The sequence below is a fragment of the Blastococcus sp. MG754426 genome (assembly GCF_021699055.1).
Taxonomy (GTDB): Bacteria; Actinomycetota; Actinomycetes; order Mycobacteriales; family Geodermatophilaceae; genus Blastococcus.
Map to the genome: position 1 here is coordinate 15,515 of NZ_SSXC01000006.1, position 23,779 is coordinate 39,293.

Consider the following 23,779-nt stretch of genomic DNA (forward strand, 5'->3'; position numbering starts at 1 on the left):
TCACCCCGAGCGTGCGAGGGGTGAGGGGGACGGGGTCCTTTCTCAGGCCTTGGTGACGTCCTCGGTGTCCTCGGTCGCCCCTTCGGCGGCCTCCGTGGCGACGGCCTGGACGCCGATCTCCTCGGCCTCGACCGGGGCCTCCTCGGTGTCCCCGGCGGGGGTCTCCTCGGCGGCCGCCTGGACCGTCTTCGGCCGCAGGGCGTCGAGGTCGACGGTCCGGCCCGACTCGTCGGTGATCGTCGTCTGCTCGAGCAGCTGCGCGAGGGTCTTGGTGCGCCGGACGTCGGCGACGAACTCGGCGATGTTGCCGCTCTGCTGCAACTGCTGGGCGAACTGCTCCGGGCTCATCCGGTTGCGCTGCGCCTGCGCCATGATCTGCGCCGACAGGTCGTCGTTGCCGACGGTGACCTCACGGGCGTCGGCGATGGCGTCGAGGATGAACTGCGTCTTGACCGCCTGCTCGACGTTGGTGCGCTGGTCGGCCTCGTAGTCCTCGCGGCTCTCCACGCCCGACATCTGCAGGAAGGCGTCCCAGTCCATGCCGGCCTGGGCGAGCTCGCGCTCGAAGGCCTGGTTGCGCCACTGCACCTCGCGCTCGACCAGGTTCTCCGGCACCGGCACCTCGATGGTCTCGATGAGGTGCTCGACCAGCTTGTCGCGCGCCTGCGCGCCCTGCTGGATCACCTTGGTGCGGGCCAGCCGGGTGCGGGCGTCCTCCCGCAGCTCCTCGAGGGTGTCGAACTCGCTGGCGGTCTGCGCGAACTCGTCGTCGAGCTCCGGCAGCTCCTTCTCCTTCACCGAGCGGACGGTGACGGTGACGTCGGCCAGCTGGCCGGCGTCGGGGCCGGAGAGGAGCGCGGTCTGGAAGGTCTTCGACTCGTCGGCGGAGAGGCCGCGGACGGCGTCGTCGAGACCCTCCATCAGGTTGCCCGAGCCGACCTCGTACGACATGCCCGTGGTGGAACCGTCCTCCAGGACCTCGCCGTCGAGCTTGGCCTCGAGGTCGATGGAGACGAAGTCGCCGTCCTGGGCGGCGCGCTCGACGCCGGTGAGCATGCCGAAGCGCTCGCGCATGACGGAGATCTGCTGGTCGATCTCCTCGTCGGTGACCTCGACGTCGTCGACGGTCACGGCCAGGGAGTCCAGCGCCGGCAGCTCGAGCTGCGGGGCGACGTCGACCTCGGCGGTGAAGGCGAGGGTGTCGTTGTCGTCGAGGCGGGTGACCTCGATGTCGGGCTGGCCCAGGACGCGGACCTGGTTCTCGCGGATGACCTCGGAGTAGATCTCCGGGACGGCGTGCTGGACGACCTGCTCCAGGACGACGGGGCGGCCGAGGCGCTGGTCGAGCACGCGGTTGGGGACCTTGCCGGGGCGGAACCCGGGGACGCGGACCTGCTTGCCCAGCTCCTTGTAGACCTCACCGAAGGCGTGGTCCAGGTCCCCCCACGGCACCTCGATCGCCATCCGGACCCGCGTGGGGCCCAGTTCCTCGATGGTGCTCTTCACAGCGGCAGTGCTCCTCGGTGAGACAGTGGTGTGCAGGCGCCCGGGCGGACTCGGGACGCCGGGTCGACCCCCGAGTCTAGAGACGTCGGGGCACGGTCGGGGTGGCGGGATTTGAACCCACGGCCCCCCGCTCCCAAAGCGGGTGCGCTACCAAGCTGCGCCACACCCCGTGGCCGCACGAGTCTAGGCGGACCGGCGGCCGGCCGGGCGGGCGCGGTCGTCAGGGCACGCGGGTCACCGCCGCGGTGCAGGCGCCCGCTCACGCCGACACCGGCGGCCGCTGCCCGGCCCACGGCGCCGCACCCTCCAGGGCGGCGGCCACGCGGACGAGCAGGTCCTCCCGCCCGACGGCGGCGACGAGCTGGACGCCGACGGGCAGCCCCTGCTCGGTCCGGTGCAGCGGCAGGCTGACCGCCGGCTGGCCGGTGACGTTGAACTGGGAGGTGTAGGGCATGAGGCTGTTGATCCGCCGTCCCTCCTCCTTCTCGCCGGCCGCGGTGAACCAGCCGAGCTCCGGCGGGGGCGCGGCGATGGTCGGCGTGACCAGGAGGTCGAACCCCTCGCCACCGAGCTCCCGCGGCGCCCACCACTGCGCCATCCGGCGGCTCCAGGTGCCCAGCCAGGTGCGCGCCCCGAGGTACTTCTCGGCCGAGAGCCTGCGCCCCACGGCCCGGTACACCCGGTTGCGCGGTTCCAGCTCCCCGTCCTCGATCGGCCGGCCGAGGGACCGCTCGAAGGCCGAGAGGGTGAGCGCCACGTCCGCCGCGATGGTCGTGGTGAACCAGCGCGGGAACTCCGGGTCGAACATCGCCCCCGGCGTCCCCGGCTCCACGTCGCAGCCGAGGTCGGCGAGCAGCCGGCCGGTGCGCTCGACCGCCGCCCGGCACGCGGGGTGGTCCAGGTACTGCTCCCCCGGCTCGGCGTCCAGCAGCCCGACGCGGAGCCGGCCCACCGGGGCACCGACCTCCTCGGCGAGCGGGCGGGGCAGCGGCGGGGCGGCGTAGGGGTCGCCGGGCATCGGGCCGCTGATCGCGTCGAGGACGGCGGCGGTGTCGCGCACCGTGCGGGTGACGACGCCGTCGGTGGTCGCGCCGGCCCAGCTCTCCCCCACCTCCGGCCCCTGGCTGACCCGGGCCCGCGTGGGCTTGAGCCCGACGAGGCCGCACTCCGCCGCAGGGATGCGGATCGAGCCGCCGCCGTCGCTGGCGTGCGCGACCGGGCCCAGCCCGGCGGCGACCGCGACGGCCGATCCGCCGCTGGAGCCGCCGGCGGAGCGACCGGTGTCGTACGGGTTGCGGGCCGGCGGGTGCGCCGCCGGCTCCGTGGTGATCGTGGTCCCGAACTCCGGCACGTTGGTGCGGCCGAGGACGACGAACCCCGCGGCGCGGAAGCGGGTGGCGAGGTGGCTGTCGACACGCCAGCGGACGTCGGCGTCGCGCAGGAAGGAGGTGCCGTAGTGGGTGGCCTCGCCGGCGACGTGGCAGCCGAGGTCCTTGAGCAGGATCGGCACGCCGCGGAAGGGGCCGTCGGGCAGGTCGCCGGCGGCCTCGGCGCGGGCGGCGTCGAACCGCTCGCGGACCACCGCGTCCAGCCGCGGGTTCACCCGTTCGATCCGCTCGATCGCGGCGTCGACGAGCTCCGCGGGCGTGGCCCGGCCGGTGCGGACCAGCTCGGCCTGCGCGGTGGCGTCCATCCAGGTGGTGTCGGTCACACGCCGCACGCTAGCCGCTGCCCAGGCGGCCCCCGGGACGACGGGGCGGACCGTTCACCCGCCCCGGCCGCCGATCAGGCTCCACGGGACCGACATGTGCCGCTCCCACCAGCCGTCGATGATGGGGTGGACCCCCGCGCCGGTGCCCGTGAGCGGGCGGGCGACGCCCCGGCGCGGGTCCGGCACGACACCCCGGTGCACGCGGAGAGGGCCCATGACCAGTCGTCGAGCAGCAGTGCTCCTGATCCCCCTGCTCACCGTCGGCGCGTGCACGAGCAGCGGTGAGGACGACGCCACGGCCGTCGACGCCTCCCCCTCGGCGACGGCCGGCGAGGTCGACATGGGCGCATGCGGGTTCGACGTGCCGGCGGGCGTGGACGTCGAGTGCGGAACGCTGCCCGTCCCGGCCGACCGCGACGACCCCGACGCCGGGGAGATCCAGCTGGCGTTCGCCGTCGTCCGCAGCGACTCCGGCAGCCCGGCCGAGGACCCGGTCGTCTACCTGTCGGGAGGACCGGGTCAGAGCACCCTGGAGCTCGTGCCGCAGGCGTTCGGCCAGCTCTACGAGCCGCTCACCGCGAACCGCGACCTCGTGCTCGTGGACCAGCGCGGCACCGGGCTCACCGAGCCGTCGCTGGCCTGCGACGAGTACAGCTCGTGGGTGCGGGAGTCGCTGGGCTCGGACCTCCCGCCGGAGGAGCTGGAGGCGCAGGCAGTCGGGTCGCTGGAGGAGTGCCGGCAGCGCCTGGTCGACGAGGGGGTCGACTTCTCCGACTACAACAGCGCCGCCTCCGCCGCGGACCTGGAGGACCTGCGGGTCGCCCTCGGCTACGACGAGTGGAACCTGTACGGGATCTCCTACGGCACCCGGCTGGCGCAGGCGGCCCTGCGCGACCACCCGGAGGGCATCCGGTCGGTGGTGCTGGACGCCGCGTACCCCGTGGACGCCGACCTCTACGAGGAGACGCCGGGCAACGCCGTCCGCGCCATGGACGCCCTGTTCGCGACGTGCGCCGACGACGCGGGGTGCGCCGCGCGGTACCCCGACCTCGAGCCGAGGTTCCGGGCCCTGGTCGACGAGCTGAACGCCTCGCCGGCGCCGATCACCGTGGTCGACCCGGCGAACGGGCAGCGCATCGAGGACGAGCTCGACGGGGACTCCCTCGTGGGCTTCCTCTTCCAGACCCTGTACTCGACCGAGCTGCTGGCGCACCTGCCGGAGATCATCGCCGCGGCCGACGACGGCCAGTACGGCACGATCGGGCTGCTCCTCGGCGCCCTCACCCAGCAGCTGGACCTGGTCAGCCTCGGCCAGCAGCTGGCCGTCCAGTGCCAGGAGGAGGTCCCCTTCGGCTCCCGGGAGGAGGCGGCCGAGGCAGCCGCCGAGCACCCGCTGGTCGAGGGGTTCTTCGAGGGCGCGCCGACCCTGGGCCCGGGTGTCTTCGACGTCTGCTCCTCGTGGGACGCCGGGGAGCCGGGCCCGGGGGCGGACGACCCGGTGACCAGCGACGTCCCCGCGCTGGTGCTCGCGGGCATCCTGGACCCCATCACGCCGCCGCGCTGGGGGGAGGAGATCGCCGCGGGGCTGTCCGCCGGCTCCTTCGTGGAGTTCCCCTTCACCGGGCACGGCGCCCTGCCCAGCCACGACTGCGCCGTCCGGATCGCCACCGACTTCCTGGACGATCCCCGCAGCGAGCCGGCGACGGACTGCGTCGACGACATCGCGGCACCGGCCTTCACGGCGGACGACGTCGACGTCGAGATGACGTCGTTCGAGGACGAGCAGCTGGGCCTGCGGGGCGTGCGGCCCGACGGCTGGACCAAGGTGGTCCCCGGGGTGTGGCAGGAGTCGGCCCTGGTCTCGCTGGTCCAGCAGGTGGTGCCCGGCGCCACCGCGGACCAGCTGCTCCAGCAGGTCGGCGTGCAGCTGAGCCTGGCCGAGCCGCCGCAACCGGTCGGCGAGCTGTCGACGGAGTCCTCCACCTGGCAGCTCTACCGGCTGGACGACCTCGGGCAGAGCGTCGAGCTGGCGCTCGCGGACGGTCCGGACGGCCTGGTGCTGGTGCAGCTGACGACCAGCCCCGACCGCGCCGACGTCCACCGCGAGCAGGTCTTCCTCCCGGCCGTGGAAGCACTCGCCCCGGCGCCCTGAACCCCGGTCCGAGCCGCGCGCGGTGACACCCGCCGATAGCCTGCCGGGAACGCGCGGACCCGGGCCACCGGGCCGCCGGAGCGTGCCCCACGGACGGAGACCTCGCAGTGGCGATCGACGACGACGGCCTCGGCCCGGCCACTCCCCCGCCGCCGCCCGGGTTCGGCGTGCTGCCCGCGGCCGCGGCGCTCGCCCGTCTGCCCTTCGACGTCGCGGTGCTGGTCGGCTACACCGTGCGCCAGCTCCCCCTGCTGGTGCAGGACGTGCGCAGCACGGTCAACGACGTCGCCCGGCTGGTGCACCACGGCGAGCGGGACGGCGCGCTGCGGGAGCTGATCGACGCCCTCGCGCGCGCCGCCCGCGCCGACAGCGCCGGCGCGCTGGCGCACGCGCTGCGCTCGGCCGGCGACCTGGCCGCCGTCCGTGCCGAGGTCGAGCAGCAGCGCCTCGTGACCGGTGCGGTCGACCGCGACGGGGACCGCGGGCACCCGTGACCGCCTGCCGGTCGGCCCAGCACGGGTGAGGGGTGATCAGACGTCCACCGGCGCCCAGTCGACGACGCGGGACGCGACCGCGTCGAGCAGCGGGCGGTCGTGCGAGATCGCCAGCAGCCCGATGCCGGCGGCGCGGCAGTGCTCCAGCAGCAGGTGCCAGATGGCGGCCTGGGTGACGGCGTCGACGCTCGCGGTGATCTCGTCGGCGACGAGGTAGCGCGGCCGGGCCAGCAGCGCCCGCGCCAGGTCGACCCGCTGCAGCTCGCCGCCGCTGATCTCGTGCGGGTGGCGGTCCAGCCAGGCCGGGTCGACCAGCCGCCGGTCCAGCGCGGCGACGTCGCCCTCGGACGCACCGGTGGCCGCGAGCACCCGCCGCACCGTCCAGCGCGGGTCCATCGCGCGCTCGGGGTGCTGGAGCACGAGCTGCACCGGGTGCGGGGCGCGCCGGGCCCGCGGGACGGCGCCGTCGACGGTCACCCGGCCGCGGACGGGGGTGGCGAACCCGGCCAGCACCCGGCCGAGCGTGCTCTTGCCCCCGCCGCTCGGGCCGCACAGCCCCACGACCTCCCCGGCCTCGACCCGCAGGTCCACCCCGGCGAGGACCCACGGCTGCGCGGTGCCGTAGCGGAACCACACGTCGTCGGCGTGCAGCATCAGGTCAGCGCCTCCGCCGGCACCCGGAAGCCGTTGGCGGGCAGCGCCTGCCAGAGCGACCGGGTGTACGGGTGCTGCAGAGCGGCCCCGTCGCCGGTGAAGGCGCGCGGGTCGGCGACGTCGACGGTGCGGCCGTCGCGGACGATGACCACCCGGTCGGCGACGGCGAGCGCGGCCACCAGCTCGTGGGTGATGAGCACGACCGCGCAGCCGTCGTCGGCCATCGCCCGGAACTCGGCGAGCGTGCTGGTGACACCGGCGGCCGGGAGGCCCGTGGTCGGCTCGTCGGCGATCAGCACCCGCGGCCGGCTCATCGTCGCCATCGCGACCAGCACCCGCCGGGCCATGCCGCCGGAGAGCTCGTGCGGGTGCAGCCGCAGCACCTCGGGCCCCAGCCCCCGGCGGGCCAGCGCCTCCTCCGCGGCCCGCCGCGGGTCGGGGTGCCCGGCCAGCCGCGCCGAGCGCCGCACCTGCCGGCCCACCCGGCTCAGCGGGTCGAGGAAGGCCACCGACTGCGGCAGCAGCGCGAGGCCGCGCCCGGCCAGCCGGCGGCGCCCGTCGGGGTCGAGGTCCACGCCGTCGTAGGCCACCGTCCCGCGCTCGACCGCGTTCGGCGGCAGCAGCCCCAGGACGGCGTGCGCGAGCAGCGACTTCCCGGCTCCGCTGGCCCCGACCAGCGCCACCACCTCGCCCGCCGCCACGGTGAGGTCCATGCCGGAGAGCGCAGCCACCGTGCGGCGGCGCAGCCCGCGCTCGTACTGCACGAAGTCCACCTCGAGGTCGCGCACCTCCAGCAACGGGCTCACAGGTGGGCGCTCCGCGGGTCCAGCAGCGCCCGGGTGTTCTCGCCGATCGTGTCGACGAGCTTCACCACGACCAGCAGGCACAGCCCGGGCAGCACGGCGAGCCACCAGGCGCCGGCGCTGAGGTAGCGCATGGACTCGGCCAGCAGCACCCCGATCGAGGGCTCCCCCGGGTCGACGCCCAGACCCAGGAAGGACAGCGCCGCCTCGTGCAGGATCGCGTGCGGGAAGAGCAGGACGGCGCCCACGAGGAAGTGGCCGGTCAGGTGCCCGGCGAGGTGGTGGCGGGCGATCCAGCCGCGGCCGTGGCCGAGCTGCCGGGAGACGGCGACGTGGTCGGAGGAGACGATCTCCCGCGCCCGGCCGCGCAGCACGCGGGTGAGCGTCGGCCAGTGGGTGAGGGCGACGGCGATCACCGCGGCCTGCGTGCCCCCGCCGAGGACGAAGGCCAGCAGGATGAGCAGGACCAGGTGCGGCAGGGCGAGGAAGAGGTCGACCAGCCAGCTCACCACCCGGTCGACGACGCCGCCGAACACCGCTGCGGCGGAGGCGAGCAGCAGCGCGATGACGGCGGAGATCAGCGCCGCCGTCGTCCCGACCACCAGGCTGAGCCGCAGCCCCGCCAGCACCCGGGCCAGCAGGTCGCGACCGAGCGGGTCGGTGCCGAACGGGTGGGCGGCCGACGGGCCGAGGTTGCGGTCGGCGAGCGCGGTGGTCGAGGCGGCGTCGTCCGCCAGGCCCCCGGCGACGAAGACGCCGAGCACGACCAGCAGCGAGAGCCCGACCCAGGCGAGCGTCCGGCGGCGCCGGTCCCCCAGGAACCCGGTCCGGAGGGCGGGATCGGCGGCGGTGCTCATCGCACCCCCTGCCCGGCCGGGGAGGGCGGCACCTGCTCCTGAGGGGGCAGCGCACCGGTTGCCGGCGGGCGGGGTGCAGCGACCGGACCGCGCAGGCCACGCCGGGCGCGCCGGGCGGCGGCGAGATCGGCCGACACCCGGGGGTCGAGCCGGGCGTGCACGAGGTCACCGACCTGGTTGCCGACGAAGACGAAGACGGTGGTGGACAGGACGATGCCCAGCAGCAGCGGGACGTCCTGCCCGAGGGCGGCGGCGGTCGTCGCGGCACCGAGGCCCGGGTAGGAGAAGACCTGCTCGGCGAGGACCGCGCCGCCGAAGAGCTCACCGAGGGAGCTGAACTGGAGCAGCACCGCGGGGGCCGCGGCGTTGCGCAGCACGCGGTGCAGCACGACGCCGGTCGCCGACTCCCCCTGCGCGCGGGCGAAGGCGACGTAGTCGCTCGCCAGCGCCTCGACGACGGCGTGCCGGGTGTGCAGCACGACCGGGGCGACGCCCACGACCGAGAGGGTGACCGCCGGCAGCACCAGGTGGTGCAGCCGGTCGAGGAGGGTGACGTCCTCGGCCAGGGTGCCGACCGGGACCGCGCAGCACACCGGCGTCCAGCCCAGCTGCACCGAGAAGACGTAGAGCAGCAGCAGGCCGACCCAGAAGGTCGGCGCCGAGGCCAGGGTGTAGGCCCACCAGCAGATCGCCCGGTCGGTGAACGTGCCCTGCCGGGCACCGGCGAGCACCCCGAGCGCGAACCCGGCGAGCCCGGAGAGCAGCCAGGCGGTGGCCATGAGCGCGAGGCTGGCGAGGAAGCGCTCCCCGATGACGTCGGCGACCGGCTGGTTGAACGTCAGGGACCGCCCCAGGTCCCCCTGCGCGAGCTGCCCCGCCCAGGCGAGGAAGCGCTCGACCGGTGGCTCGTCGAGCCCCCAGCGCTCGGCGATCAGCGCCCGCTGCTCGGGGCCGACGGCGGCGATGTCCCCGCCGACGTAGGCGTCCACGGGGTCGACCGGCGAGTGCACCACCAGCGCGAACGACGCGGTGGCGACCGCGACCAGCAGCAGGGCCAGCCGCACGAGCCGGCCGGCCAGCCACCGCGTCGCCCGGCTCAGCAGCTCCACTGCCAGTCCGCGATCCCCGCAGTGACCGGCCAGCCGTGGCCGTGCGGCTCGATCCGCGGGCTGCCGAGGTCGAGGCACTCGTCGACGAAGTAGGTGTGCTCGAGGTTGACCAGCCAGGCCCAGGCGGCATCCCCCTGCGGGCCGAACCCGGCGCCCTCGCCGTCGTGCTGGGCCGCCTGCCAGTGCGGGATCGCGGCCTCCTGGTCGGGGGCGGTCATCGCCGCCTCCAGGTGCGCGTCGACCTCGGAGCTCGCGTAGTAGCCGGGGTTCCAGTACTCGACGCCGGCCTGGGTCGACGAGTAGAGGTTGTACATCTCGGTCGGGTCGAGACTGCCCCAGCCGAAGAGGACCGCGTCGGAGTGCAGCCGCTGCTCGATGACGTCCCAGCTCGCGCCGTCCGGGGTGACCTCGATGCCCACCGGGGCGAGCATGTCGGTGACGGCGAGGGCGAGCGCCTGCCGCAACGAGTCGTCGGCCGGGTAGAGCAGGCTGAACGCGGCCGGGACGCCGTCGCGCTCCCGCACGCCGTCGCCGTCGGCGTCGACCCAGCCGGCCGCCTCCAGCAGCCGCTCGGCCTCGGCGGTGTCGGCGTCGGTGACCGCCGCGGCAGGCTCGTCCCAGGGCAGCCCGTCGACCGGCCCGGTCGCCGGCGTGCCGTAGCCCTCCAGGACGCCGTCGACGAGCGCGGCGCGGTCCACGGCGACGTTGACCGCCTGGCGCACGGCGCGGTCGGAGGTGACGTCGTCGCCGATCGGCTGCCCGTCCTCGGTGGTCCGCCCCTCGTCGGGCACGAAGGGGAACATGATCCCGCGGTTGTCGACGGACCGGACCGCGACCAGCTCCATGCCCGGGACCTGGCTGGTCGCCAGCTGCGCGGGGACGGCCGCCATGTCGACCTGCCCCGCGGCCGCGGCGGCCAGGGAGGTGTCCTCGCCGGTGAACTGGAAGACCAGCCGCTCGAAGGCCGGCTGCTCGCCGTAGTAGCCGTCGTTGCGCTCGACGATGAGCTGCTGCCCCTCGTCCCACTGCACGAAGGTGTAGGGCCCCGAGCCGACCGGGTTGCGGGCGTAGTCCGGGCCGTGCGCGTGCTCCGGGACGATGCCCAGCGAGACCAGCCGGTTGACGAAGGTGCTCTGCGGCCGCTCCAACCGCAGCTCGACGGTGTCCTCGTCGACGGCGACGGCCTCGGCCAGCGCGGTGACGTCGGTCAGGCCGCCGCTCTCGCTCGCCGTCGTGAAGGTGTAGGCGACGTCGTCGGCGGTGACCGGCTCGCCGTCGGTGAAGCGGGCGTCGGTGCGGAGGTCGACGGTCCACACCAGGCCGTCCTCGCTGACCGACCAGTCGGTGGCCAGGTCCGGGACGACGTCGAGGTCCGCGTCCCGCGCCAGCAGGGTCGACTGGAACAGCGGCGAGCCGTACCGCCCCCAGCCGAGCGTCGGGTCGTAGCCGTCGTCCGGCTCACCACCGATCGCCAGCCGCAGCTCGGTGGGCGCAGTCGATCCGGCGGCCGTCCCGGCCCCGCCGGTGGCGGCGCCGCAGCCGGCGACCAGGACCGCCGACGCGCCGACGGCCAGCGCGTTCCGGACCGCTCCCCGCCGTGCGCGCACGTGATCCCCTCCGCTCCGACGGCGTGCCGCACCCGGTGCGCGCCATGCCGCCGCCGAGGTTATTGCAAACATCTTGCAACAGGCCATCCGGGGTTGCACACCGCAACCGGGGTACCGGGAAGGAACACTGCACACCGCCGCCTCGTTGGTCTGCGGGGCGACCGCCCCCGTCCTCCTCCGAAGAGAGCCATGAGCCCCTACCACAGTCCCCAGGCCGCGCCCCTCCGTTCCGGTGAGGGGGTGCGCGGCCGGTGACCGAAGTGCTCTCGCTCCTGCTCGGGGTGCTCGTCGTGCTGGCGATCACGGCCGTCACGGGCTACTTCGTGGCCCAGGAGTTCGCCTACATGGCGGTCGACCGGGCGACCCTCGGTGCGCGCGCAGCGGGCGGTGACGCCGCCGCGAAGCGGGCGCTGGACGTCACCCGCCGGACGTCGTTCATGCTGTCGGGCGCCCAATTGGGGATCACGGTCACCGGGCTGCTGGTCGGCTACGTCGCCGAGCCGCTCATCGGCGAGTCCCTGGGGGCGCTGCTGGGAGGCGTCGGCATACCGACGGCGGTCGGCGTCGGCATCGGCGCGGTGCTGGCACTGCTCTTCTCCACGGTCGTGCAGATGCTGTTCGGGGAGCTCTTCCCGAAGAACCTGGCCATCTCCCGCCCGGAGCCGGTCGCCCGGTGGCTGGCCGCCTCGACGGTGGTGTACCTCAAGGTCTTCGGCTGGCTGATCTGGGTGTTCGACCAGGCGTCCAACCTGCTGCTGCGGGCGCTGCGGATCGAGCCGGTGCACGACGTGGAGCACGCCGCCACCGCCCGGGACCTGGAGCACATCGTCGAGGAGTCCCGCGACAGCGGGAACCTGCCGGCGGAGCTCTCGATGCTGGTCGACCGCATCCTCGACTTCCCCGACCGCGACGTGGAGCACGCGATGATCCCGCGCCCGCGCGTGGACACCGTCCAGGACACCATCACCCTGGGCGACCTGCGCGCCCTGATGACCCACGGGCACTCGCGCTACCCGGTGCTGGAGGCCGGCACCGGTGACGTCGTCGGCGTGGTGCACCTGGCCGACCTGCTGGCCACACCCGAGCCGGACACCGCGCGGGTGACGACGATCGCCCGGGAGTGCCCGGTCGTCTCCACGTTCACCCCGCTGCCCGACGCGCTCCGCCGGCTCGCGGAGGGCGGCGAGAAGATGGCCTGTGCCATCGACGAGTACGGCGGCTTCGCCGGCATCGTCACCCTCGAGGACCTCGCCGAGGAGCTCGTCGGCGAGATCACCGACGAGCACGACGACGAGCGCCCGGAGTACGTGCCGGTCGTGGGCGACGGCGTGTGGGAGATGGCCGGTGACGTGCACGTCGACGAGGTGGAGCGGGCGCTCGGCGTCGACCTGCCCGACGGCCACCACGAGACGATCGCCGGGCTGGTCATCACCGCGGCCGGCGCCCTGCCCGAGCCGGGCGACCGGCTGACCATCGAGCTGCCGCCGGACCCGGCGGATCTGGTGCACGCCGACCGGCCCGCCCCACGGCACCTGCACGTGGAGGTGCTCGACGTGGAGCGGCACGTGCCCTCGCGCGTCCGCCTGGAGCTGCCCGACCGCGCCGGCGCCACCGCCCCGGAGGAGGCCCGATGAGCGAGAACCCGTGGGTGGTCCTCACCGCGACCGTGGTGATCGTGGCGCTGTCGGCGTTCTTCGTCGCGGTGGAGTTCGCCGCGCTGGCCGCCAAGCGCCACCGGCTGGAGGAGGCTGCGCCCGGCAGCCGGTCGGCCCGCGCGGCGCTGCGCAACTCCTCGGAGCTGACCCTGCTGCTGGCCGGTTCGCAGCTGGGCATCACCGCCGCCACCCTGGCCCTGGGCGCGATCAGCAAGCCGGCGGTGCACCACTGGCTCACCCCGCTGTTCGAGTCGTGGGGACTGCCGCTGGTCGCCGCCGACGTCGCCGGCTTCGTGCTGGCGCTGCTGGTGATCACGTTCATCCACCTCGTGGTCGGCGAGATGGCGCCGAAGTCGTGGGCGATCGCGCACCCCGAGCGCTCGGCCACGCTGCTGGCGGCGCCGATGCGGGCGTTCATGGCGGTGTTCCGGCCCCTGCTGCGCCTCCTCAACACCATGGCCAACCGGCTCGTCCGCTCGGTCGGGGTGGAGCCGGCCGACGAGCTCGCCGTCGGGCACAGCCCCGATGCGCTGCGCCACCTGGTGGAGCACTCCGCCAACGTCGGTGCGCTGGACGCCGGCTTCTCCACGCAGATCTCCGGCGCCCTGGAGCTGGAGCGCATGACCGTCCGGGAGCTCGTCACCCCCGAGGCGCCGCTCGTCTCGGTGCCGGCGGACGCGACCGTGGAGGCGGTGCGGGAGGCCACCCGGCGGAGCGGCCACCTGCGCATCCTGCTCGGGACCCGGGCCCGGCTGACCGGTGTGGTGCACGTACGCGACACCCTCGCCTCCGCGCCCGGCACCCCGGCGGCCGGGTTCGCCCGCCCGGTGTTCGACCTGGACGCCGGCACCACCGTGTGGGCGGCCCTCGCGGCGATGCGCGAGACGCGGAACCACCTCGCCGTCGTCACCGAGGCCGGTTCGGTGCTCGGCGTGGTCACCATGGCCGACGTGCTGCACCGGCTCCTCCCCCAGCCCGCGGCCGCCGAGCCGGCCGGCTGAGCGGGGCGGCCCGGCAGCCCGTTGCCTGGACTGCCGGGCCTGGGCGGCGCACCTGCCGGCGGGCGCGGCGCCGCGGGACGAGCGTCCCCGCCGGAGTGCCCGTCCGCTCGCTCAGTCCCGGGACGGGGTCGGCAGGACGCCGGTCTCGCTCAGCTCCTCGGCGATGTCGACGAGCTTGCGGTTGGTGTGCGAGGACGCCCGCACCAGGACCTGGAAGGCCTGGTCACCGGTGAGCTTGAACTGGTTCATCAGGATGCCCTTCGCCTGACCGATCAGGTCGCGGCTGGCGAGCGCGGTCCGCAGGTGCTGCTCGTGCTGCGCGCTGACGAGGGCCACCGCGGCGTGGCTGGCGAACACCAGCCCCACCGACTCGGACTCCTCGCCGAAGGCGCCGGGCCGCGACGAGTAGAGGTTGAGCGCCCCCACGGTGCTGCCGGTGACGAACAGCTGGAACGACAGCATGCTGCGGGCGCCCAGGTCGGCGGCCTCACCGGCGAACCGGGGCCAGCGGTCCTCTTCCCGGAGGTCCTCGATGCGGACGGTCCGCTGCTCGAACAGCGCGTCCAGGCACGGCCCCTCGCCCAGCCGCTCCTGCAGGCGGTCGATGCTTCGAGGCAGGTCGCCGGTCGGGGCCCGCGACTCCACCGTGCGGCGGTCGACCACGAGGGTGATGCCGCTCTCCTCCGCTCCGGGCACGGAGCCGACCGCGGCGTGGGTGATCGCCTGCAACGTGGCCTCGACGTCGCCGTGCTCCTCCTGCAGCGCGCGGGCGACCTGCCCCATGACCTCGCCGAGGTCCGCCGCCGGCCCCCGCGCTACCGCACCGTTGCCCGGGAAGGGAACCGGCCGCTGCGGCTCATCGCTGTGGGCGGACCGGGCTGCGCGGTCGGGCCTCTCGGGCATGCGCGCCACGGTATCGCCGGGCCGCGCGGCTGTCCCTGCGCGGGAGCCGCAGCGTCGACGGTTCTGGGAGCCGACGCCTGCATGGGGCCGCTGCCACGTCGTCCGGCGGCGGCGCGCTACGCTCGTCGCGGCTCGGCAGCCGGTGGATCTCGGTCCCGGCGGCTCCGATGTCGAGGGAGCCCGCTCCCTCGCGCCGTCACGCGGGTGTAGCTCAATGGTAGAGCCCCAGCCTTCCAAGCTGGCCATGCCGGTTCGATCCCGGTCACCCGCTCCACGTTTCGACCAGCTCGTATGCCAGTTATCCCAGCTCAGCAGTGCCTCGGCGCTGAGTTCGTGCCTCAGTGATACCGACCCCTGTTGGCCGCTGACCACCCGATTTGACCGGTGCTTAAGGCACGGATAAGGCACGACCTCGAGCGGCCCAAGCTGCAAACGCGTTGTCCTATGACTCGCTGCACTGCCGGGTGAAACCGGCTCTTCTTACTCGAGGTGGCCGTCGGCTGGGCGTCAGGGCTCCGGGGATCGCCGTCATGTGTCGAGGAAGTCCCATTCGCTGCCGAGGACCCAGCGCAGGGCCGAAAGCTTTCCGTTGAGCATCCCGAGCTCGGAATCCGTGTACGGGCCCAGCTGACCAGGCTCTGTGTACAGCCCTTCAACACGCCGGCGCCCTGGCCCTGCAATCGCGAGTAGGCGCTCCAGCTCGGCGTCGTCCCCAACGTCCTCGAGCCGGTACTCGTGTTGGAGGGAGCGGTGGTACCAGATGCGGTCGAACAGCTCCCGTTCTGCCTCCACGATCTCGTCCAGCCGTCGGGGCTCCTCCTCGAAGTAGGTCTCCGCGAACAGCTCTTCAATCTCGTCGCCGAAGTAGTCCAGGAGGACTTGATTGAGGCCGTCGACTCCCAGGCCGTAGGTCGACCCCTCCACTGCGAACAGACCGGCGAGGTCAGGATGCGGCTGCCGCGCGTCTCCGCCGGGCATGGAGAAGTCGTCGCTGTTGCTCGTGATGAACGCGTGCGGCTCGTGGTCCAGGTCGACGCCGCGGAGAGTCGTTTCGTAGAGCTCGATGAGCAAGGCGTCGGCGACACTGTTGCGGGACCGGTGGAACGGCGCCTGCTTCAACAGGCCGCGCTCGACCACCCCGCGTTTCTCTTCGTCCCCTGGCTCGAGGCCACGGCCGGCTCGGAGCAGGTCGAGCACCTCGTCGAAGTTGCGGGTCGTCATGGCTCCGATGAGCGGCACATGGCGGGCAAGATCCGTGATGACGTTGAGCGCCTGCTCGTTGTCCGAGCCGCCGTAGTCGTCGAGGTCTTGCTTGATGAGCCTGAACCGCTGGGCGATGCTCGCCGTCATCGACGTCTCAACCCGATCTCGGTTCCGCTCGAACTCGTCGATGACGAGTCGTGGGACGAGCAGCTCGACCTGCCCCTGGTGAACGAGTACTCGGAGCGCGACGATCCAGCGCTGCCCGTCGCGGCGCTTGCACAGGTCCAGCCAGGTGGAGGTGTCAACGAGCAGACGTAGCACGACCACACCGTATGGCCTACCCAGGAGGCGACATGGCCCAGTTGACCGAGGAGCAGAATGCTCAGCGAGCGGCCGCCCGGCGCCGCACTGCCAGGCCGTCTTGATCGCGTTCATAGCAGTTCGTCGCAGTTCCATAAGCCGTTTGAACAGCGGATAATTACGGCCGCGCACGGCGACGAATGACCGTGAACGCGGCCAACTGCAACCACAACTGCAACCGGTTCTGGAGCGCAAGGGCGCCCGACCGGGGCCGTCCAAGACCTGAGTGATGTCACTAATCGGCGACGCAGCCGGTGAGTTGTCCAGCAAGATCATGATACCGACGCCGGTTGAGGCGTCGTCGACGTCACGTAATACCGGCGTCCCCGCCATCGCGACCCGCGTTCGCTCCTCTGGCCCTGCGCTTGCCCTTGAGCCCAGAGAACCGAACCCGGCCCAGGTGCCATCACGGTCTGTACACAAATGGATCTGGTGGCGCCCGCGGGCTATCGGGCTTGGCGGAGCCCGTCGAGCAGTTCAGCTGCCATCTCTGCCGCGACATCCCCGCTGTGATCGATGACCGCACTCAGGGACACGGTCGCGGTCGGATGCATGACAGCAGCTGCCCCCGTCGTCATCCGCATAGTGCCTTGATGACGACCCCCCACCTTGGACGGATCTCCCTCGAAGACTCGGTCAAGGGGTGCCAGTGAAGCCGCAGGAGCCACTGCCGTGGTGTAAGAAGGCGCGACACTGGCCCCCAACACCATGAGACGCGAAAGCCTCCGCTGAAGATCGTCCCGGTTCACCAGAGCACCCATGAAATCGGTGGGGAGCGCCTCGAACACCGACACCTGTCCGCTCCTATGGACCAGAATTCCTCGATGTGTGGGCTCTTGACGGTCAGTGAGGAAGCCGCCGGCTCCTCCCCCACTCTGATTCGGCACCCATGACAAAGCCATCGCGGAGTTGCTCGCCGCCTTGACCGCATCGGTCTCTGCGAAAAATCCTGCGTCACGGGCGCTGCGGGTCAGAATTCCAGGGAGCCCCTGCAACTGCGTTGCCCGCAGCGGCTGTGCGCCTATCGGCACCAGGTGAGCATCAAGAACGGGACCATAGACCCCCGAGTCGCGGACGGCGGGCACATCCCAGCGCCAGACTACGGCCGGTGGCTCTGGCAACGTTGACCACTCGAGTGCAGCGGGGCCGAGTGACACTTCTGCTAACGCCGCCGTGACTGCCAGATTCAGCGTCAGCGGGTCTGCGAAGCTGCCTCTGAAGTAGCCATTGACGTAGGACTGCACCCGGGCCTTGAACTGCGCCTGACGAGGCTCGTCCTCTTCGTCGATAGTTTTGACGAACGCCAAGATCTCCTTGCCCAGACGTCGAGCGTGTTCGAACTCTTCCTCGGTGGGCGCCTTGCCAGTGTCGGGAAGGGCGTCGCCGTAGCGAGGGCCGAGCAGCAGTACATAGACGTCACACGCCTCTACGCCGGCGAGACACGCTTCCCGCGATGAGCGGCCCTGTGCTGTGAAGTCCTCGAAGCGCAGCGGCTGGTACGGCGGCACGACCTTCAGCTGAGCGGCGAGAGCGTCACGCTCGGCCTTCAGCGCGTAGGTGACCGACGAAATGAAGACCTTCATGGCGGGGACGCTAGCGACCGGGGCTGACACATCGACGCCTCTGGCCCCTGGGATGTCACCCCCAGCTGCCAGGCTGGCCTCATGGACTTCTCGGTGACGACGACAACCTACGGTGGAACACCCGAGCCGCGCCGCGTGCGCGTCCCCAACCGGGACGACATCGGTGTCGTCGTGGTGCCAGGAATGAACTTTGGCATGTCGCCGGCCATCTACTGCCTCGGCATCTACTTTCCCGAGACCGGCGAGTGCCTGTACTACGACGTCAAGAAGGTGCGGAATGCCGACGAGTGATCACCGCGCCGGTTGGCCTGTGCGAGGACGCCACTTCTCCGAGCCGACCGAAACTGGCTGCGATACTGGCCCGCCTTGGTTCTCACGACGGTCGGAGGCTTCCTCGGATGAGCGGTGAAGAGGGCGGGAATCCTCAGCAGCAATGGGCTGACGCCCTCGCCGAGAGGATCGAGGCGGCGACGGACGGCCGAATTCGCCTTGCCGTCCATGTTCTCGCGCGGATGGCGGTACTGCTGTACCCCGCTCAGCCCCGCCATGTCGACGTCAACCTTGCATCCAGCGAGCGAATGCTCGTCAGCGGCGTGGTCCGGGTCTGGACGGACGACCATCTGCTACTCGCCGACCTTCAGGACGTCAAGACGGCGCGCCACCATCGTTTTGACGACGGGCACCGCGAAGCCCGGGTCTCGATCAAGGTCCTGCCCCGCTCTGCGCTGCAGCAGGTCAGCATCGAGCCCGAAGGAGACTCATGGGTGAATGGCGCTGACGTGTGGCAAGCCAGCGCCGCAGAGGGCAACTGGACCTTCCCGCACTACGGTCGGGTGACCCTCCGGTATGCCGGTTTGGCCGAGCCGGTCGCGCTGCCGGCCGGCGTCTCCCCCGGCGGCATCGGCGAGCTTCTGCCAACCCTGCTTGGGGACCTCAGTCCATCCTGTCGGGGCGCCGAATGACGTCCAGCAGCCAATCGGCGGGGACCACCAGTACCGCGGGCCGGATCCGTGACCGTGGCGCGGCCTCCACACCGGGCCTGTGGTTACTCTTCGTCGCGGTCGCGGCGGCGACGCCCTAGTCACCTGGCTGCCTACTGCTCGCGGTATCCGCGGCGGCATCGCGACCGGGGCGTCGGCCGCCGGCAGGCGCGCCAAGGTGACCTCGCTGTCAAGCTTCGATGCCATGACCGCCCCCGTGCAGCCGGCGCAGTCCTTCCCCGACGTCGGCACGATGCTTGAGAAGTTCGCCGACGCCCTCGAGGTCATCATCGGGGGCTTCGGCCACCCTTGGGCCGAGAGCTCTCAGGCGGCGGCGGAGAGCGCGCTGGAGGACACCCTCGCCGGCCGCTGGGCGCAGCGCCCCGTGCTGCTGGCGACCTCCCTCGTCGCCGCATTGCTGAACCACACCGAGGATCACCTCCGCGGCATGGCGCTCCTTGCCGGGCAGGAGCGCATCCTCATGGTCCCCTTCACCCTCGTGCGTCCAGTGCTCGGCTCCGCTGCCCGGGCCAACTTCCTGCTGGAGCGCAACATCTCCGCACGCGAACGGGTACGCCGGGCCATGTCCATCAAGCTGAAGATGATCAGCGAGCTCGACCGTATCGGCTTGGCGTCCTCCACTACCGAGATCGCGAACATCGTTGAGGGCGCCAAGCAGGCCGGCTTCCACGTCACCCTGCCGGGGCGCAGGCGGAGCGGCGAGGACCCGCCTCCCCAGATCGGCCCTCCGCTGCCCCGCGAGATGTCATTGGTCCGAGCAGTGCTCGACGACGTCCCGGGCGACGAGACGGGCGACATCGTCTACCGGGTCGCGTCAGCGTTCGTCCACGGCGAGCCGCACTTCACCTCGTTGATGTCGGTCCGCGACCACAGCCCAAACCCGGCACCCGAGTCGACGACCGTGCAGTTGGGAATGCGTCTGGACAACTTCGTGGTGTTCACCGCAAGCGCGATCTTCGCCGTCCACCGCACGGCCATGGCCGCGCTGGCTTACGCGGGGTTACCCGACTCGGTCTGGCTGGACGTCATCGGACCCACGTTGCTGCGGTGGCAGGCAAGCCTCCACGCGGTCCGAGAGACCGCCTTTCGGGACATGAGGGAGGGGCTACCGGGCGGCTGACATCCCCTCGCGGTGTTGGCGGACGCGCCTGGAGCAGGGTCGCCGTCGGCGAGTGGCCCCACTAACGGATGCCCGCGGCGCTGGGCGTTGCGAGGCAGGCCGCGACGCTGCAGGAGTAACCGGCCCGCATCAGCTCGGCGACTCAGAGACGAGTCGCCCTAGGCTGCGCCAGGTGAGCCCACTCCTGCGTCGGCGCGATGTACCCCTCACGGACGAACAGCGCCGACGACGCCGCGAGATCGTCGCCCAGGTCGTGATCGGCGTCGCTCTCTTCGGCGTAGCGGTGGCGGGCCCGGCAGCACATCCGTCGACCGCCGGGCGTCGTTCGTAGGCTGGTCACGGCCAGTACTTGCTCGGCGGCTGGGTCGCTGGGTCCGTGATCTTGTGGCTCTTGCGCCTAGCCAAGCCGCTGATCTCGACGATCCGCTGCGTCGACACAAGGTCGAGTTCCGAGATGACGGGCTGGATGGCCGCACAGATCGCGGCTGACTCAAGCGCCAGCCCGGCGAGTCCCGGCTCCAAGGTGTGCGAGATCCAGTGCAGACGGGAGCGTTGGATGGCTCGGCACTCATCGGGGTCGTTGAGCTGCCGGATGTTGTTCGTGAGGAACGCGTTGAAGCGGAACGTTCTGAGCGTGCACGACAGTCATTGGCAGACTCGGAAACTAGCGGATGACCAGCGCATCCGTTGTTGGACGGTGTTGGTCGACAGGGGTCTCGGATGGAAGTTTTGTGACTGGTTGTTGACTGACGCCCACGCGGTCGGGCGCGTCGCCAGCTCCCGTTGCGGCTCGGTCGACCCCCGCGGATCGGACCTCGTTGAGTGCGCACGACTTCGAGACCGGCGAGCGGGCGCGTGTCTCCGAAGGCGGCTTATGGGACACCTGTGGGTATGGGGCTGCGATGGAGGGCTGGTCGGCGCAACCGGTCAGCTGACTTTCGGGAGCTTCGTCCGTTTGGTGCTACGCCGCACGACCGACGCCCCGAGGTCGTCGTGACTCACGAATGCGACTTCCGGGTGTTCCTCGAGAAGGGACTTGCCCCACTTGCCTAAGTCCGCTCCGATGACGATCCCCTTCGTCGGTCGGCCGCCGGCGAGCTCGTTCCGAGCGTTGGCCATGTACCTCAGCACCTGACCGACGGTGTCTCCATTAACGGTGCGCGCCTTGAGTTCGACGACCACGTACTGCCCGCCGGCCTTGTCCCAGTAGACGAGGTCGGCCCGGGTTCGGTCGGCCCAACGGCGCTGCTGGTGGCGCAGCTCGAGCGAGTAGCCCAGCTTTCGCCAGATGTCCCCGTTGTCGACGAGGTACCGCTCGAGCGCAAGCTCGTCCTCCAACTCGCGGGCCCTGTGCTCGATCGCGGACCGGACCTCCTCCGGCCGCCGGTTCGTTAACCGGTCGAGGAGTCGCTTCCATATCGCATGGGGCACCCGGTGGACGGACCCATTGAAGTTGATCTTTAGTGCGGCCCACTCCGCCAGCGACGGGTCCGCCCTCATGGCCTCGATCGACAGCGGATGGCTGAACTTCTTGACGACGGTGTAGTCGCACCCGTGGGTGTTTCTTCCCGGGACCCCGTCGCCCGCCGAGAGCGGGTACGCGTCCGACTCCGCTCTGACGAGGTACGCGATGTCCTTGCGCTGTCTTGCCCGGTACAGGAGCGCCGGGTCGCCGAACCGCGTGTCGGAATGGCACGTCCACCAGCCTCGGGGGCCGTCGAACGACGCTGGGTCCAGGTCGGCTCGATCCCGGCCGTCGTCGTCCAGGTAGAACTCAGGTCCGGTGACCCAGAGCCACGCCTGTCCGGCCGTCGGGGTTGCGGAGGCGGCCCCGGTCCTCCGTTGAGCGCCGTTGCGACGGAGCCTCTCGATCCAGCTCACCAGCAACTCCTCCGGTCGTTGAGCGCGACATCACGTCAGCGGCTCAGCGGAGCTGCTGAATCAGCCAAGCTTGGCAGAAGCGGAGGGCGCCGCCGCCATGTCCTGAAGGCGGGCTATGGGACACCGTCTCACACGTCGCGGCGAGCTTCTAACGAGCTCGCCGCGCGTCGATGCCCCAGCGCTTGCACTGGGCGACCTGCCGTTCCCAGAAGCCATAGGCAGCGATCATGCGCTCTGGCGGTGTCCGGTCGTGGAAAGCGTCGTCGTGACCGTTCACCTTGAAGTAGCCACCGCCAGGCTTCCCCTCGCGAGGACCGGCGACGTGCACAACGAGGGCATCGAGCGGAGGCAAGTCTCGCTCGATGCAGCGGTCGTGGAAGGCTTTCATGAACTCGGTGACCAAATGAGACTCCGCGCCCTGGTGCAACATCTGGGGCGCCGGCAAGCCACCCGCCTCGAAGACGCGCGTGTAGCTGACGGTCTGCCCTCGATCCTTCGCTGCCTCGATAACGAGATCGATAGCAGCGTCCACCTGATCCGTCGTGAGTGAGCGTCCGGCGGCCATTGGCCCTTCCTACCTGCCCTGACTCTCTGCGGCGAGGGCCTCTCGTCGAACGGTTTCCGCCAGACGTGGCGGCGGCCGTGCGATGGCAAGCTGCAACCCGGTTCCCGGAGAGGAGAACGTCGTGCCAAATTTGGGACCCAGCTGGTCCAACGATGGTGACGAAGCCGCCCGTCTGGCCAGTTCAGTCGCACAAGCCACGTTCGCACTGACCGACAAGTGTGTGCACGTCGACCACCGGAAGCGCTTGCTGAACGAGGCGATCTGGTTCGTTACGGAACGGGGCAGCGTCAGCCGGAAGTATCTGTTGCGCTACCGGACCAATGGCGCCTTGGCGATTCAGGCGTCGATGACGCCTTCGGCTGCGGCGAAGCTACTGCACCACGAACATGTGCAACCGCGGAAGGGCCTGGTGCAGCAGCTACTTCAGCCGGGCGCTGACGTCGCGGCGCTTCTCGCCGGTGCCGTCGCATGCGTGGTCACCCGAGACGAACACAAGCTGCTGAGTGCTCACGAGGACAAGGTTGGCTGGGCACGGTATGTCGCCGCCGGCTTGACGGTCGTCGACCTCGCCAGCAACCAGCCGCTTGATCTTGCCGGTCAATCGCCCGTGGTCTCTGCCTCGTTCGCGGCTGCGGGCGACGTTGTCGGGAAATGAACGAGCGTCCCCAAGGGGCGCCTTAGGACAAGCAGACCGCCCATCTGGGACTGACGCGAGGTGGGTTCCCCGCACAACTTCGTTGTGCTTGCCAAGTCCCCGTTACGGCCGTCTCTCGGGGACGCGGCCTGCGGGGCCGGTGGCGGGCTATCCCTGGAGTGGGCCGCTCAGGGGCGCACGCGATCCGATGCCAAGTTGATAGGTCTAGCGTCCCGTCATGTCCGTGCAGCCGGCATTCTTTGCTCGCCCTAACGGCGAGCTCCTGCCTCTCGGGGTCGCGCCTCGCCTGGCGAGCTGGAACAGGACGGGGGATCCGGATCGAGTGCGGCTCGAGGCGTTCCTGACACATGCGGTGGACGTGCTCACGCCGGCGCTGTCTGACGTGGCGGACCCGCTGGCCCTACGGCTGGATGTAGGCCTTCCCGCTAAGACGCCCTTGCTCGACGCCAACGACCTGGACAACTACGTCTTCCCGCTCGCGATGAGACTGATCAACGTCAGCCAGCGCCAAGTGGCCTGTGTGTGGGCAACAAAGCGGCACGCGACGACCTCGCTGATCGGCATTGAGCAAGCCGTGCTCCTCGCCGACGCGGACCCGGCTGGCGGGTGGCTCTTCGTCCACACCACCGCCTCCGGCGAGAGCGGCGTCTATAAGCAGCAGATTCAGGACGCTCTCCTCACGGTGGCCGAGCTTCCGCCGGGTCCGGTGTCTCTGGAACTGAGCTTCACGGTGGGGCCTAGGAGGAACTGGCCGAACCTTTGGAAAGCCACCATTGATGCCCTCAGCCCGCTCCTAGGACAAGCAGGCTCGGCCAAGCCATGGACCCCCAATGACGGACGCATCGTGGAGCTTGGCCTGCACCGGCAGGTCGAGCAGGGCCGCGGCCATGATGTGCTCCTGGCCATCGCCGCTAGGCCACACGAGGGAGTGGACCCATGACACGGCGCCATAGTCGGTG

The 23,779-nt window shown here is 71.4% G+C and carries 22 protein-coding genes and 2 tRNA genes; 10 read left to right on the forward strand and 14 right to left on the reverse strand.

The genetic code is table 11. The features are described from left to right. Window positions 1–42: 42 nt before the first annotated feature. The 4 genes from tig to E9549_RS04525 all read right to left on the reverse strand — a co-directional run bounded on the left by tig (window position 43) and on the right by E9549_RS04525 (window position 3,433). Window positions 43–1,506, reverse strand: a complete 1,464-nt coding sequence (gene tig, locus E9549_RS04510; RefSeq protein WP_236825388.1) for a trigger factor — start codon at window positions 1,504–1,506, stop codon at window positions 43–45. 96 nt (window positions 1,507–1,602) lie between these two features. After that, window positions 1,603–1,676 (reverse strand) — tRNA-Pro (locus E9549_RS04515). A gap of 89 nt (window positions 1,677–1,765) precedes the next feature. Next, a complete protein-coding gene (locus tag E9549_RS04520) occupies window positions 1,766–3,217 on the reverse strand; it encodes an amidase (protein WP_236825389.1) in 1,452 nt (483 codons plus the stop codon). A 54-nt stretch (window positions 3,218–3,271) separates the two neighbouring features. Next, window positions 3,272–3,433 (reverse strand): hypothetical protein, encoded by a 162-nt coding sequence (locus E9549_RS04525; protein ID WP_236825390.1) that lies wholly within the window; start codon window positions 3,431–3,433, stop codon window positions 3,272–3,274. On the opposite strand from E9549_RS04525, the gene E9549_RS04530 reads away from it, so the two are divergent. Together E9549_RS04530 and E9549_RS04535 are read left to right on the forward strand one after the other, a co-directional pair. Continuing rightward, window positions 3,432–5,369 carry an alpha/beta hydrolase gene (locus tag E9549_RS04530; RefSeq protein ID WP_236825391.1) on the forward strand — a complete coding sequence of 646 codons (1,938 nt, stop codon included), beginning with the start codon at window positions 3,432–3,434 and terminating at the stop codon, window positions 5,367–5,369. The genes E9549_RS04525 and E9549_RS04530 overlap by 2 nt on opposite strands. 107 nt (window positions 5,370–5,476) lie before the next feature. Beyond that, the gene (locus E9549_RS04535; protein ID WP_236825392.1) at window positions 5,477–5,863 is read left to right on the forward strand and encodes a hypothetical protein; all 387 of its coding nucleotides are present in this window, start codon (window positions 5,477–5,479) and stop codon (window positions 5,861–5,863) included. 36 nt (window positions 5,864–5,899) lie between these two features. Here the strand turns inward: E9549_RS04535 and E9549_RS04540 are convergent, their stop codons facing one another. The 5 genes from E9549_RS04540 to E9549_RS04560 are packed head-to-tail and all read right to left on the reverse strand — an operon-like array spanning window position 5,900 to window position 10,893. Beyond that, window positions 5,900–6,517, reverse strand: a complete 618-nt coding sequence (locus tag E9549_RS04540; RefSeq protein ID WP_236825393.1) for an ABC transporter ATP-binding protein — start codon at window positions 6,515–6,517, stop codon at window positions 5,900–5,902. After that, window positions 6,517–7,323, reverse strand: coding sequence for an ATP-binding cassette domain-containing protein (locus E9549_RS04545; RefSeq protein ID WP_236825394.1), 807 nt, complete (start codon window positions 7,321–7,323; stop codon window positions 6,517–6,519). Before E9549_RS04545 ends, E9549_RS04540 begins: the two co-directional genes overlap by 1 nt. Next, on the reverse strand, window positions 7,320–8,177 hold the full coding sequence (locus E9549_RS04550) for an ABC transporter permease (protein WP_236825395.1): 858 nt from the start codon (window positions 8,175–8,177) through the stop codon (window positions 7,320–7,322). Before E9549_RS04550 ends, E9549_RS04545 begins: the two co-directional genes overlap by 4 nt. Further along, window positions 8,174–9,286, reverse strand: a complete 1,113-nt coding sequence (locus E9549_RS04555; RefSeq protein ID WP_236825396.1) for an ABC transporter permease — start codon at window positions 9,284–9,286, stop codon at window positions 8,174–8,176. Before E9549_RS04555 ends, E9549_RS04550 begins: the two co-directional genes overlap by 4 nt. After that, window positions 9,274–10,893 carry an ABC transporter substrate-binding protein gene (locus E9549_RS04560; RefSeq protein WP_236825397.1) on the reverse strand — a complete coding sequence of 540 codons (1,620 nt, stop codon included), beginning with the start codon at window positions 10,891–10,893 and terminating at the stop codon, window positions 9,274–9,276. The genes E9549_RS04555 and E9549_RS04560 overlap by 13 nt, the downstream gene beginning before the upstream one ends. Before the next feature lie 251 nt (window positions 10,894–11,144). On the opposite strand from E9549_RS04560, the gene E9549_RS04565 reads away from it, so the two are divergent. Then, window positions 11,145–12,527, forward strand: coding sequence for a hemolysin family protein (locus E9549_RS04565; protein WP_236825398.1), 1,383 nt, complete (start codon window positions 11,145–11,147; stop codon window positions 12,525–12,527). Next, on the forward strand, window positions 12,524–13,549 hold the full coding sequence (locus tag E9549_RS04570) for a hemolysin family protein (RefSeq protein ID WP_236825399.1): 1,026 nt from the start codon (window positions 12,524–12,526) through the stop codon (window positions 13,547–13,549). Before E9549_RS04565 ends, E9549_RS04570 begins: the two co-directional genes overlap by 4 nt. A 111-nt stretch (window positions 13,550–13,660) precedes the next feature. On the opposite strand, the gene E9549_RS04575 is transcribed toward E9549_RS04570, so the two are convergent. Continuing rightward, window positions 13,661–14,452, reverse strand: coding sequence for a GAF and ANTAR domain-containing protein (locus E9549_RS04575; RefSeq protein ID WP_236825400.1), 792 nt, complete (start codon window positions 14,450–14,452; stop codon window positions 13,661–13,663). Between the two features lie 200 nt (window positions 14,453–14,652). Between E9549_RS04575 and E9549_RS04580 the strand changes: the two genes are divergently transcribed. After that, window positions 14,653–14,726: transfer RNA gene (locus E9549_RS04580), tRNA-Gly, on the forward strand. 254 nt (window positions 14,727–14,980) lie between these two features. Here the strand turns inward: E9549_RS04580 and E9549_RS04585 are convergent. After that, window positions 14,981–15,976 (reverse strand): PIN domain-containing protein, encoded by a 996-nt coding sequence (locus E9549_RS04585; RefSeq protein ID WP_135095131.1) that lies wholly within the window; start codon window positions 15,974–15,976, stop codon window positions 14,981–14,983. 485 nt (window positions 15,977–16,461) lie between these two features. Beyond that, entirely contained in the window at window positions 16,462–17,598 is a 1,137-nt protein-coding gene (locus E9549_RS04590; protein WP_135095132.1) for a DUF4062 domain-containing protein, read from the reverse strand. An 81-nt stretch (window positions 17,599–17,679) separates the two neighbouring features. On the opposite strand from E9549_RS04590, the gene E9549_RS04595 reads away from it, so the two are divergent. The 3 genes from E9549_RS04595 (at window position 17,680) to E9549_RS04605 (ending at window position 19,719) form a co-directional block, all read left to right on the forward strand. Continuing rightward, window positions 17,680–17,889: a hypothetical protein gene (locus E9549_RS04595; protein ID WP_135095133.1), complete on the forward strand. Its 210-nt coding sequence runs from the start codon at window positions 17,680–17,682 to the stop codon at window positions 17,887–17,889. Window positions 17,890–17,996: 107 nt separating this feature from the next. Next, window positions 17,997–18,560 (forward strand): hypothetical protein, encoded by a 564-nt coding sequence (locus E9549_RS04600; RefSeq protein WP_135095134.1) that lies wholly within the window; start codon window positions 17,997–17,999, stop codon window positions 18,558–18,560. 223 nt (window positions 18,561–18,783) lie between these two features. Further along, window positions 18,784–19,719: a hypothetical protein gene (locus tag E9549_RS04605; RefSeq protein WP_135095135.1), complete on the forward strand. Its 936-nt coding sequence runs from the start codon at window positions 18,784–18,786 to the stop codon at window positions 19,717–19,719. A gap of 927 nt (window positions 19,720–20,646) precedes the next feature. Here the strand turns inward: E9549_RS04605 and E9549_RS04610 are convergent. Next, window positions 20,647–21,600: an EVE domain-containing protein gene (locus tag E9549_RS04610; protein ID WP_167758198.1), complete on the reverse strand. Its 954-nt coding sequence runs from the start codon at window positions 21,598–21,600 to the stop codon at window positions 20,647–20,649. Window positions 21,601–21,748: 148 nt separating this feature from the next. Further along, window positions 21,749–22,165 carry a hypothetical protein gene (locus E9549_RS04615; protein ID WP_135095137.1) on the reverse strand — a complete coding sequence of 139 codons (417 nt, stop codon included), beginning with the start codon at window positions 22,163–22,165 and terminating at the stop codon, window positions 21,749–21,751. Window positions 22,166–22,247: 82 nt separating this feature from the next. Here E9549_RS04615 and E9549_RS04620 point away from each other — a divergent pair, with 82 nt between their 5' ends. Together E9549_RS04620 and E9549_RS04625 are read left to right on the forward strand one after the other, a co-directional pair. Next, window positions 22,248–22,820 carry a hypothetical protein gene (locus E9549_RS04620; protein ID WP_236825401.1) on the forward strand — a complete coding sequence of 191 codons (573 nt, stop codon included), beginning with the start codon at window positions 22,248–22,250 and terminating at the stop codon, window positions 22,818–22,820. Window positions 22,821–23,037: 217 nt separating this feature from the next. Continuing rightward, window positions 23,038–23,760 (forward strand): hypothetical protein, encoded by a 723-nt coding sequence (locus tag E9549_RS04625; protein WP_209305934.1) that lies wholly within the window; start codon window positions 23,038–23,040, stop codon window positions 23,758–23,760. The last annotated feature ends 19 nt before the right edge of the window (window positions 23,761–23,779 follow it).

Excerpts from the sequence above, each read along its gene's own strand:
- E9549_RS04530 (WP_236825391.1), top strand. The coding sequence starts at position 3,432 with ATGACCAGTCGTCGAGCAGCAGTGCTCCTGATCCCCCTGCTCACCGTC.
- E9549_RS04525 (WP_236825390.1), bottom strand. The coding sequence starts at position 3,433 with ATGGGCCCTCTCCGCGTGCACCGGGGTGTCGTGCCGGACCCGCGCCGG.
- E9549_RS04540 (WP_236825393.1), bottom strand. The coding sequence starts at position 6,517 with ATGCTGCACGCCGACGACGTGTGGTTCCGCTACGGCACCGCGCAGCCG.
- E9549_RS04550 (WP_236825395.1), bottom strand. The coding sequence starts at position 8,177 with ATGAGCACCGCCGCCGATCCCGCCCTCCGGACCGGGTTCCTGGGGGAC.
- E9549_RS04570 (WP_236825399.1), top strand. The coding sequence starts at position 12,524 with ATGAGCGAGAACCCGTGGGTGGTCCTCACCGCGACCGTGGTGATCGTG.
- E9549_RS04575 (WP_236825400.1), bottom strand. The coding sequence starts at position 14,452 with ATGCCCGAGAGGCCCGACCGCGCAGCCCGGTCCGCCCACAGCGATGAG.
- E9549_RS04590 (WP_135095132.1), bottom strand. The coding sequence starts at position 17,598 with ATGAAGGTCTTCATTTCGTCGGTCACCTACGCGCTGAAGGCCGAGCGT.
- E9549_RS04595 (WP_135095133.1), top strand. The coding sequence starts at position 17,680 with ATGGACTTCTCGGTGACGACGACAACCTACGGTGGAACACCCGAGCCG.
- E9549_RS04600 (WP_135095134.1), top strand. The coding sequence starts at position 17,997 with ATGAGCGGTGAAGAGGGCGGGAATCCTCAGCAGCAATGGGCTGACGCC.
- E9549_RS04605 (WP_135095135.1), top strand. The coding sequence starts at position 18,784 with ATGACCGCCCCCGTGCAGCCGGCGCAGTCCTTCCCCGACGTCGGCACG.
- E9549_RS04615 (WP_135095137.1), bottom strand. The coding sequence starts at position 22,165 with ATGGCCGCCGGACGCTCACTCACGACGGATCAGGTGGACGCTGCTATC.
- E9549_RS04620 (WP_236825401.1), top strand. The coding sequence starts at position 22,248 with ATGGCAAGCTGCAACCCGGTTCCCGGAGAGGAGAACGTCGTGCCAAAT.
- E9549_RS04625 (WP_209305934.1), top strand. The coding sequence starts at position 23,038 with ATGTCCGTGCAGCCGGCATTCTTTGCTCGCCCTAACGGCGAGCTCCTG.